Raw genomic sequence first — 9,459 nt, 5'->3', positions numbered from 1 at the left:
CACTCCTGACCAGCAGAAACTCAGCGATCACCTTCGGTACGACAACGGCTTCTGAGAGTCGAGTTCGAGGGGCCGGCCAGCTCTGAGACCTGAGCTTGGGAATCCACGGTTCCCGGTGCTTCGTCACTGACTTGGCGTTGGACGCTTCTGCCGGTGACCGCCCTCCCACACCCGTTGCCCCCTGCTGACCGCTGCTGACCCTTCCTACGGGCACGCAACGGGCAGGTGTTCAGCCCCGGAGGATGTCGCGGCCTGCCTCGGTCGCTGACAGGGTGATCGCGCCCATCCAGCTCGCATCCTGTGGGTCATCCCAGGTGGCCGGGTCGGCCAGGACGGCCGGAATCTCCTCGCGAGGAAGCGGCTCGCTGTACGTTGCGCCCTTCTTTCCGTGAGGGGCGGTCCAGGGTTCGATCCGATGGATCGTCACCCACCCTCGATCCACCAAGCTCAGGACGGTTGCGGGGAGATCGACCGGATTGCCGTCCTCATCCCTGTCGCCGGTGGCGTAGGCCAGGATTCCCCACGCCTCGATCCCGCAGATCATGAGGTCGTGTTCGATCCGGGACAGTGGGGGCTTCTTCGGTTCGGTCACCGCAAGATGATCGCAGGACGTCCAGGCGCGCGGGAGCCTCCCTCCCGAGCTCACGGACGGCCCTGCGCGGCCTTCCATGCCTCCTCGAACTAGTGCCGCATCAGGCAATGTTCGCCCCGTCGTGACGTGCCGCCCGGTTGTCGTCTCAGGTGGTGCCGGGCGGCCACAATGATCACGTGGCGGAACGGGTGCGGGTGCGGGAGATTGACGACGACGAGGGCAGGCGGCTGCTGCGGATCATTCGCCGGGGCACCGGGTCGGTGGTGACCTGGCGGCGGGCCCAGATGGTGTTGCTGTCCGCGCAGGGCATGCCGGTTGACAAGATCGCGGCGGTGACGTTCACCAGCGCGGACCGGGTCCGCGACGTGATTCACAACTTCAACGCCGACGGCTTCGACTCCCTCTACCCCAAGTACAAGGGCGGGTGGCCCCGGACGTTCACGTTGCCCGAGCGACGCGAGATCAAGAAGATCGCCAAGTCCAAGCCGATCGAGCACGGCCTGCCGTTCTCGACCTGGAGCCTGGTCAAGCTGGCCGACTTCCTGGTCGCCGAGGGGGTGGTCGACGACATCAGCCACGAGGGCCTTCGGGTCCTGCTCCGCGAGGAGGGCGTCTCGTTTCAACGCGTGAAGACCTGGAAGTCCTCGAACGACCCCGACTACGCGGCGAAGAAGGCCCGGGTCGAGCACCTCTACGCGATCGCCGACGGCGAGGTCGTCCCCGAGGAAGGCGAACCCGAAGTCATCTTCTGCATGGACGAGTTCGGGCCGCTCAACCTGCAACCCCACCCCGGACGCCAGTGGGCCGAGCGCGGCGGCAAGCACAAGGACCCCGACCGCGAGCCACGGCCGCGCCGGCGGGCCACCTACACCCGCCCGCACGGGGTCCGCCACCTCTTCGCGGCCTACGACCTGGGCAAGGACCAGCTCTACGGCCACATCAAGAAGACCAAGAACCGCTCCACGTTCCTGGAGTTCTGCCGCTACCTGCGCAGACTCCACCCGGCCGACGTGCGCATCGCGATCGTCTGCGACAACTACTCACCCCACCTGACCACCAAGCGGTGCCGCCGGGTGGCCGACTGGGCCGAGGCGAACAACGTCGAGATCGCCTACACCCCGACCAGCTCCTCCTGGCTGAACCGGATCGAGGCCCAGTTCACGGCCCTGCGCTACTTCACCCTGGACGGCACCGACCACGCCAGCCACAAGGAACAGGGCAGCATGATCCGCCGCTACATCATCTGGCGGAACAAGCACGCCCAGGACGAGCGCCTACGCGAGGTCGTGAACAGGGCGAACGTTGCCTGATGCGGCACTAGCTGCCGCTGTGACGCTGCCACAGCGGCAGTTGGACGAGATCGGTCAGCTCCTGCAGGGTCAGGGGCGGATCTGGCAGCATCACCCCAGGGGAATGGGCACCAAGGACCCCAGCGTAGGCGTCGATCTCAATGTCCAGCCCGTCGGGTTGGATGAGTTCCACGCCGTTGACCGTGCCGATGGTCTCCGAACCGCCGGACCACGGAATCGTGTGCCGGCGCGTCTGGGTGGCGTTCAGCTTGGCGCCGCTGGGCAGGGTGGTGACGGTGCACTGTGGCTCGATCGCCTTCGTGGCACACCCGCGGATGTTGTTCTGCGGGTCCTGCCCGGTTGCGCGAGAAACAAAGATCTCTAGGTAGCCGACGCCGTCTTGGCGCCGCACGGTGTAGAGGCCGTTGAGGGTGCGGCCCGCGCGCTGAGCATCGAGCCTCGCCTGCGGCCGCTGCATGTCGCTGAGCATCCAATCCAGCACGGGCTGGACCTGCCCAATTCCCTGCGGCAACGCGTGGCGCAGCTCGTCCAAGGGCGATTGGGCCGGGGCGGTTGCGGGGGGCGTCGCGGACTCAGGCGCGGCTCGGATCAGCGCCATCACTGGAATTGCGGCACCTACGAGCACGACGGCCACAGCGGTGAATGCGGCAGCACGCTTGCGGCGACGCACCTTTGCGGCCCGCGCGCGCAGGGCAGCTGGCGTGATGTCCGTGGACCATGAGGTGTCGTCCGGCAGGCTGTCGGCCAGTAGTTGACGCAGCTCGGCTACATGGTCGGTCACGCCCGTCCCCTTTCGGTCAGTTCTTCCAGTCCGTGCGGTAGCGCCCCGCGCAGCGCCGCCACTGCTCTGGATGTGTGGCTGCGGACGGTGCCCTCGCGCATGCCCAGGGCCGTGGCGGTCGCCTCCACGCTCAGGTCCTCCCAGATTCGCAAGACCAGGACCGCGCGCTGCTTGGCCGGAAGTGAGGCCAGGACGCCACGCACCGCAATCGATAGGTCCAGGTCGTGGTCGGAGCCAGGACGCTCCGGCAGTTCCTCGTGCGCAACTTCCCCATGCCACCGTCGGCGGCGTGAGGCGATGTACAGCTTCACCATGGTTTGTCGGGCGTAGGCGTCGGGGTTGTCGAGACGGTGCAGCCTCCGCCAGCCCAGGATCACCTTCACGAGCGTGGACTGAACCAGGTCCTCCGCGTCATCGTGGTTGCCGCACAGCAGGAACGCAGTACGGCACAGCGCCGCTCGTCGGCTGACCAGGAACGCATCCAGATCGCCGTCATCAGGATCTCCCACGGGCTTCCTCTCCAGCTCGCACCCTCGGGGACGCGGGCCCCACTCGTATCAGTGCGCCAGGTCCCAAGAAACGTTGCATCGAACCTGCGGGAGATCACGCAGGCGGCTCCGCCTCGGCCGTTGCCCCTGCCCTCCCGTCCGCCGTCGACCCACACGCACGTGAAGCAGGCTTGCCCCCTCGGGTCCAGTGGAGCGCCCTGCCGGACGTACGACCTGGGCCCGAGGGGGCAAGTCTGCTTGGCTCTGCCTGGGTCGGTGGTGGGCGGGATGGCAGTCCCTCGCTCATCCATCTTCGGCCGGCCGCTGTCGGCGCGGCCCATGGCCATCCCGGTGCCGGAGATCCCTGTTCTTCTGGCTGGCAGGCCGGTCAGTCCGGTTCCTGCCNTCGGCGCGGCCCATGGCCATCCCGGTGCCGGAGATCCCTGTTCTTCTGGCTGGCAGGCCGGTCAGTCCGGTTCCTGCCCTGCCTTCCGCTTGCGGTCCGCCCCGCCGGGCGGCGCGGAGCGGAGACAGGAGCGCGCCCGAGCGGGGGCGGGCCGCGCCGCGTGAGCGGCGTGGGCCCTTGATGAAGCAGAGAAGTCATCACAGCTCCCCTCCCCACCATCACCGCGCGATTTGACGCACCTCTGCGACCCTTTGACCCCCAACTCAGCGAGTCAAGGGTTTCTGCAGCTCAGAGCGCACGGCACGCCTCTCGCATCGTTCGGTTGAGCATGGGTTGTTCGGCCCCGTGCACCGCGTGTGGTCCCCAACTGGTCCCCAGCGGACGCCCCCCGCACGAGCTGCCAGCTGACCGCCCGGTTCCTGTAGGTTCCTGCCTTACGAGGAGGGGATCGTGACAGAGCTGCCGGGCAGCGTGGACCGCGACATTCTGGACCATCGGATCATGCAGGCGATCGTTGCTATCCGCCAGGCGCTGGGGTGCTCGATTCCCCAGGCGATAGACGAAGTTGATCGCAGGTACTGGCGACTCCGCCAGGAGAGGCCAGACGAATTCTCGGTTCCGCCTGAGGAGTGGGGCCGCGGCTTCTACTCGTGAGCGGCCCTAGTTTGGAAGAGTCCGGTTGCGCATATCGCCTGATCTGGCGATTCGCTGACCTGCGGCGACGGGGTGGCGCGGCTGTGACTTCCCGGGGTTCCCCGCCAGTTCCCGCCGGAACGGGCACGGGACGGGCACGCCTATGTCTGCTCACCCCACTCGGGCTCCAACGGGTCGTAGCGCCGGAGAGCGACAGCTTCCGTGAGGCCAAGCCTTTTCGCTGCCCTGCGCCGCTCGCGAACCTCGGCGCTCGTCCTGGGCCTGAATCCGGGTCCGCCGCAGCCGCACGAGTGGAACGTCCAGCCGGCGCGAAGAGTCGCTTCGAGAGCACGCCATGCCGACTTGTCAGTACGCCGTGGGATCGTAAGGTCTAGTCCGGCGTTGATCAACGGCGCACGACAGCGCGGGCACAGGTGGGTGCGCTCCCGTTGGCTGTCCTGCTTGAACGACGCCCGGCACGGCAGGCAGACGTAATGCCGCTTGTAGGTCGTCGCGTATCGGCACATGCCGACAGGGTAAGGACGGCCCTGCTCGGAGACCACCGCTTTACAAGGGTGCCAGGCCAGCTGTGCCCTGAGCTGCGAAGGCAATACCGGGATCTCGGCATGGCTGATGAACCGTTGGTGACCGTGACTCGCCGTCACTTGCCGTTGGATCTGGCGCGGTTGTGGCACGGGAGGGCGCTTTAACCGCGGCTGCGGTTGGGCGAAAAGATCCGCAGTGTCTGCATCGAGGATGCTCTACTGAGCCCATGGGGAGCTCGTACATGGACTTTGACGGCCGAGGGTTCTGGTCGCGCGACTCGTTGGCAGAGGTGTGGCTCTATCTCCTGGCCGAGGAGGCGGGGCGGGTCGTGAATCCGCCTGCTTGGCTCACCAATGCCCGTGAGGATTGGAAGCTGCAGGCCACCGGTGGCTTCATCGGGTGCGTGTCACCCGGCTTGGATAAGCATCTCGCTCCCGCTTCGGACCGGGCGGCGGTGACTCTCGCGCTGTCTGAGCGGGTCCGGCACCGGCTGATGCAGTGGCGCCCAGCAATCCCAAGGGCGGTGGCCAACTCCTTCGGAGCCGGCGGGGAGCAGGCGTATTTCACGACCGATCTGGACACGGCTCCCCTGCTCGCGTTCGCAGATGCCTTCATGCGTCTGCTGCGCGGCGAGAGTCCAGAAGAGCCGGACATAAGCCTCGCTAAGTGATCAGTCCACGTGGGACCCCGAGGCGAAACCGTGAGCGCTCTGAGCTTGGAATCTAGTGTTCACAGGCCGTTGCGCCAGCTCTGACCTGGGGTCCCTTCCCGTGCCGTAGATCGGTCTGCCGTTGGTCGTGGCCCTGGTTCGCCGCTGGTGACCGCCGTATCGGGCATGGCACGGGCACGGTGAGGTGTGCGCTCGTCGGGCGCTGCCTGGCTCCGCCGAGGCTATACGTCGGGCTCGAACCAGGGTGGGTCGATGCAGAGTCGGGCGGCAAGTGGTGGGTCGATCTGCCGAGTGATGAGCTGGATGAGGAAGTCGACCATCGAGACGGGATAGTCCTGCCAGCCGTGGTTGCGCAGGTGGATCGCCACCGTCCAGTCATCGGGCTCGTCGCTGTTGCAGCGCCAGTAGAAGTCATCGGCACCCTCATTCGCCCCCCACCGCAACAGGTTGTCGGGGTCGGGGTAGGGCGTGTTGTAGAGCAGGTGATCAACGAACGGGTAGCCCTCGAACGGTGGAGTGCTGATCCCTAGGGAATCGCTGATGGCACCCACTCCGTAGCAGGTGACGAAGTCCCGATAGTCGGTTGGCAGTCGCCAGCCGAACTCGGCCTCTACGTGTTCCCAGTCGACTGCGGCGCCTCCCTGCTGGGGCGGGGGAAGCAACTCCAACAATCGGTTGACCGAGGGGTGCATCTGGGCTGGTTCCGTCTCTCTTGGCGGTAGGCGTTGGCCGGGAGGGACGCTCCCCGCTTCGCCACGGCGCTACCTGCTGCCATCCCGTACGCCGTCGACCCACACGGTAGTGGAGCGGGCCTGCCCCTTGGGGTCCAGGTGGAGCGCCCCACTGGACGACCGACCTGGACCCCAAGGGGCAGGTCTGCTCGGCTTTGCCTGGGGTCGATGGCGGGCGGGATGGCAGTCCCCTCGCTCACCCCTACGGCCGGCCACTCTTGGCACGGTCCCCGGGCCATCCCGGTGCCGGAGATCCCCTGTTCTTCCGGCTGGCAAGCCGGTCAGTCCGGTTCCTGCCTGCCCTTCCGCTTGCGCCCCGCCCCGCCGGGCAGCGCGGGCGAAGACTGGAGCGCGCGCCCGAGTGGGGGCGGGCCGCGCCGCGTGAGCGGCGTGGGCCCTTGATGAAGGAGAGAAAGTCATCACAGCTCCCCTCCCCACCATCACCTCGCGATCGACGCACCCCTGTGACCGCTTGACCCCCAGCTCAGCGAGTCAAGGGTTTCCGCAGCTCAGCGGGCACGGCCCGCCTGTCACGTGGTCGCGTGAGCTTGGGATGTTCGGTCGCGTGCAGGACGTGTGGTCCCCAGATGGTCCCCAAGAAGCGCCTCGCGAAGCGAACTACGCGCAGAACGGCTCGCCGCCTCGTCTTGTCGGTGCGTCTGAGTAGGGTGCGACAGCGATGAGACTGCGCGACAAGGGGAGGGGCTTTGGGAGCCAAAACCGGTCTGCTCGTGTATGCCGACGGGAGCGTGCCCAACCTGCTCCAACAGGTCGGTCCGGCGGACCCGGAGCGGACGGCCGCCATGATGCGGCGTCTCTATCCGGGCTGGGTGATCGAGGAAGCGAGCGGCTCGAACTTGTGGGACGGCGTATACCCGCCTGACGGTCGGGCGTACGCCGCCAGTTGGCCCAATGTGGAGCTGATCTGCGATCGGCGCGTGATGGTCGATCTCCCGTCGCAACTTCCGGCGGACCTCGTTGCGGCCAGCGCTGGCCGGCGGTTGGTCCTTCACGCCATGCACAGCGTGGTCGACTGGCTGGCGTTCGCAGTCTGGGAGGACGGACGACTTATCCGCTCCCTGAGTCTGTCGCCGGACAGCGGGATCGTGGAGAACATCGGTGATCCGCTGCCCTTCGAACTGCCTTACTGGGCCGGAGAGCGCTCGGCGGACGTCATCCCTTGGCCGGACGAAGACGAAGAGCCGTACCCGCTCCCTTTTCATCCGCTGGACCTGGGCGAGGACGCACTGCGCGCCCTCTGCGGATTCACTATCGAGGGCTTCCCGGAGTCCGACGACGTGGATGCAGGTGCCATCGAGCTTCACGGCTTCCTCGTGCGGGATCCGCTGGGTCCTGACCCAGCGGAGAGAGAGGAAGCACTTCGGGCCGCAGTTGAAGCCATGGGACCACCGCGCATCTACTCGCTGGGCGCCGACGGCTCCCTGATCGCCGGCGATGCCTTGTAGCTCAGCGCAGCCATCCCAACCGGCACTACGCCCGCCGCTACCGATCTTGAAAACCGTCGTGGCGGCGACGTCACCGTGGGTTCAAATCCCACCGACTCCGCAGGTGAACGGCCCCCGACCAGTAACAACGGTCGGGGGCCTTCGTGCTATCCAGGGCCCGCTCCTACCCGTAAGAGACCGTGACTTACCGCCCTGTAGGGCACGACAGGGGCACACCCCTGAACATGGGTCAATCTCAGCGAAAGAGGTCGGGGTGGGGGCAGACCTCCAGTGGATCGCTCGGGCGGTCGGCCCAGTGCCACCAGGTGTGGGATTTGCAGCACTGCCAGACAGCGCGGCACAACCATCGATCTTCGGTTAGGACCAACCCCTGGAAGGTCAAGGGCTCGGTGCATTCGGGGCACTCGGGAGGCTCGTCGTCACTCGACACGACGGGCACCGTACCTGAGCTTGGGAAGCTACGGCTCTCGGGGCCATGGAGCGCCGCTCACCTGCGGTCTATGCGTTGACCATCGGCTCGTAGTGCGCTCGCTCTGTCCTTGGCTGACCGCGGTTGACCCTCCTGACAGGCATGCAGCGGGCACGGCTCAGAGCACCTCCGACAGGTGGCCCTTGCAGGACCTGATCAACGCTGTAGCTTGTGCGCATGCACCCGGCGATCGAACGACTGGCGGGGATGATGCCGCCTCCGGCAACTCGTCCCAGCGCTGCTCCTTGGGATCTTGCGCCGGCGGAGGTTGGCTTTCAGTTTCCCGACGACTATCGGGATTTCGCAGACCTCTACGGGGCAGGCCTCGTCAACGACCAGCTGCTGATCTGGACGCCCAGCCTGAAGCGGGACAAGGTGCGCGAAGGCGACGCGCGTAAGGGATTCGCAAGTCTCGTGGAGGGCGCGCCGTCCGGGATCAGTGACTACCTCGCCGAGCTGCACGAGGAAGAACCGGAAGAGAATCCGTACCCCATGTACCCCGACGAGGAGGGACTGATCGCTTGGGGTAACGACTATTCAGGGAATCACTTCATCTGGCTCACTGGCGATGCGGACCCCAACAAGTGGCCGATCATCTCCTGGAATCGATCGGGCTACTGGTTTCGCTTCGACGGCGGGTTCGGCGACTTCCTCGTCGCGAACCTGACCGGCGAGCACCCCGAATCGACGTGGATTGTCGGGGATGAGCGTCCCCCCACGTGGGAGCTGGTTCAAGACTGGTCGAGAGAATACTGACTCAAGGGATCGCTGCACCTCCCTGGGTCTGCCGCACGCCTGCCCCGCTGCCGTCCCGTCTGCCGTCGACCCACACGTCCGTGCAGCGGGCCTGCCCTGTGGTGTCCAGATGGAGCGCCCTACTGTACGAACACCCTCGAGGAGGCGACTCAGCGCCAGCCGCCCGGGGAGTGCGGCCGGGGGCGGGAGCCACCGGCGGTGATGTCAGCGCCACCGTCCGCCACTGGCTCGTCCAAAAGGACGCCTGCGCCCCCACGCCCAGCTGACGCACCTCGGGACGCGGCTGGCAGCAGCTGGAGGGCTGGCGCCCGGGCCGGTGGACCCATCATGCGTCGCAGCGCCTTCGTACGCTGCCGCGCTCCCGTCGTCCCGCCGTGATGCGGGCCGCGCGTCGGTCGCCTGACGGTCGGGTGGCAGCGATAGGTGGACGGTGTGCCTGTGAACGTGGACCCGGTGTCCGGTCAGGGTCCCTTCAGGCCAAGGCCGTACTCGGTCAGCCACCCGAGCACGTCTTGGCGAGAGGCCTGGACAAGCCGTCCTCCGGTGAAGCGGACGTCGTTGGTCACCTCGGCCACGCACTGGGGCGGGGGAACGAAGGACTGCGCCTCCTC

Annotated in this window: 9 protein-coding genes; 5 read left to right on the top strand and 4 right to left on the bottom strand. The window is 66.9% G+C overall.

Annotated elements, in window-relative coordinates:
* Window positions 1-229: 229 nt before the first annotated feature.
* The gene (locus tag ACFP3V_RS24405) at window positions 230-592 is read right to left on the bottom strand and encodes a hypothetical protein (RefSeq protein WP_380587360.1); all 363 of its coding nucleotides are present in this window, start codon (window positions 590-592) and stop codon (window positions 230-232) included.
* 176 nt (window positions 593-768) lie between these two features.
* On the opposite strand from ACFP3V_RS24405, the gene ACFP3V_RS24400 reads away from it, so the two are divergent.
* Complete coding sequence (locus tag ACFP3V_RS24400; protein WP_380587357.1) at window positions 769-1,902, top strand: IS630 family transposase; 1,134 nt, start codon at window positions 769-771, stop codon at window positions 1,900-1,902.
* A 7-nt stretch (window positions 1,903-1,909) separates the two neighbouring features.
* Here the strand turns inward: ACFP3V_RS24400 and ACFP3V_RS24395 are convergent, their stop codons facing one another.
* Both ACFP3V_RS24395 and ACFP3V_RS24390 read right to left on the bottom strand, forming a co-directional pair.
* On the bottom strand, window positions 1,910-2,683 hold the full coding sequence (locus ACFP3V_RS24395; protein ID WP_380587354.1) for a hypothetical protein: 774 nt from the start codon (window positions 2,681-2,683) through the stop codon (window positions 1,910-1,912).
* Entirely contained in the window at window positions 2,680-3,192 is a 513-nt protein-coding gene (locus ACFP3V_RS24390; protein WP_380587351.1) for a SigE family RNA polymerase sigma factor, read from the bottom strand. Before ACFP3V_RS24390 ends, ACFP3V_RS24395 begins: the two co-directional genes overlap by 4 nt.
* 835 nt (window positions 3,193-4,027) lie before the next feature.
* Between ACFP3V_RS24390 and ACFP3V_RS24385 the strand changes: the two genes are divergently transcribed.
* Window positions 4,028-4,231 (top strand): hypothetical protein, encoded by a 204-nt coding sequence (locus ACFP3V_RS24385; RefSeq protein WP_380587349.1) that lies wholly within the window; start codon window positions 4,028-4,030, stop codon window positions 4,229-4,231.
* A 766-nt stretch (window positions 4,232-4,997) separates the two neighbouring features.
* Window positions 4,998-5,426: a hypothetical protein gene (locus ACFP3V_RS24380; protein WP_380587346.1), complete on the top strand. Its 429-nt coding sequence runs from the start codon at window positions 4,998-5,000 to the stop codon at window positions 5,424-5,426.
* Between the two features lie 221 nt (window positions 5,427-5,647).
* Here the strand turns inward: ACFP3V_RS24380 and ACFP3V_RS24375 are convergent, their stop codons facing one another.
* Entirely contained in the window at window positions 5,648-6,118 is a 471-nt protein-coding gene (locus ACFP3V_RS24375) for an SMI1/KNR4 family protein (RefSeq protein WP_380587343.1), read from the bottom strand.
* A 746-nt stretch (window positions 6,119-6,864) separates the two neighbouring features.
* Between ACFP3V_RS24375 and ACFP3V_RS24370 the strand changes: the two genes are divergently transcribed.
* The gene (locus ACFP3V_RS24370; protein ID WP_380587340.1) at window positions 6,865-7,623 is read left to right on the top strand and encodes a DUF6928 family protein; all 759 of its coding nucleotides are present in this window, start codon (window positions 6,865-6,867) and stop codon (window positions 7,621-7,623) included.
* Window positions 7,624-8,269: 646 nt separating this feature from the next.
* Window positions 8,270-8,848, top strand: a complete 579-nt coding sequence (locus ACFP3V_RS24365; RefSeq protein WP_380587337.1) for an SMI1/KNR4 family protein — start codon at window positions 8,270-8,272, stop codon at window positions 8,846-8,848.
* Window positions 8,849-9,459: the final 611 nt, after the last annotated feature.

It is taken from the genome of Streptacidiphilus monticola (assembly GCF_042658505.1).
Taxonomy (GTDB): domain Bacteria; phylum Actinomycetota; class Actinomycetes; order Streptomycetales; family Streptomycetaceae; genus Streptacidiphilus; species Streptacidiphilus monticola.
This window is presented reverse-complemented; position numbering and strand designations above follow the sequence as displayed.

Excerpts from the sequence above, each read along its gene's own strand:
- ACFP3V_RS24375 (WP_380587343.1), bottom strand. The coding sequence starts at position 6,118 with ATGCACCCCTCGGTCAACCGATTGTTGGAGTTGCTTCCCCCGCCCCAG.
- ACFP3V_RS24365 (WP_380587337.1), top strand. The coding sequence starts at position 8,270 with ATGCACCCGGCGATCGAACGACTGGCGGGGATGATGCCGCCTCCGGCA.
- ACFP3V_RS24380 (WP_380587346.1), top strand. The coding sequence starts at position 4,998 with ATGGACTTTGACGGCCGAGGGTTCTGGTCGCGCGACTCGTTGGCAGAG.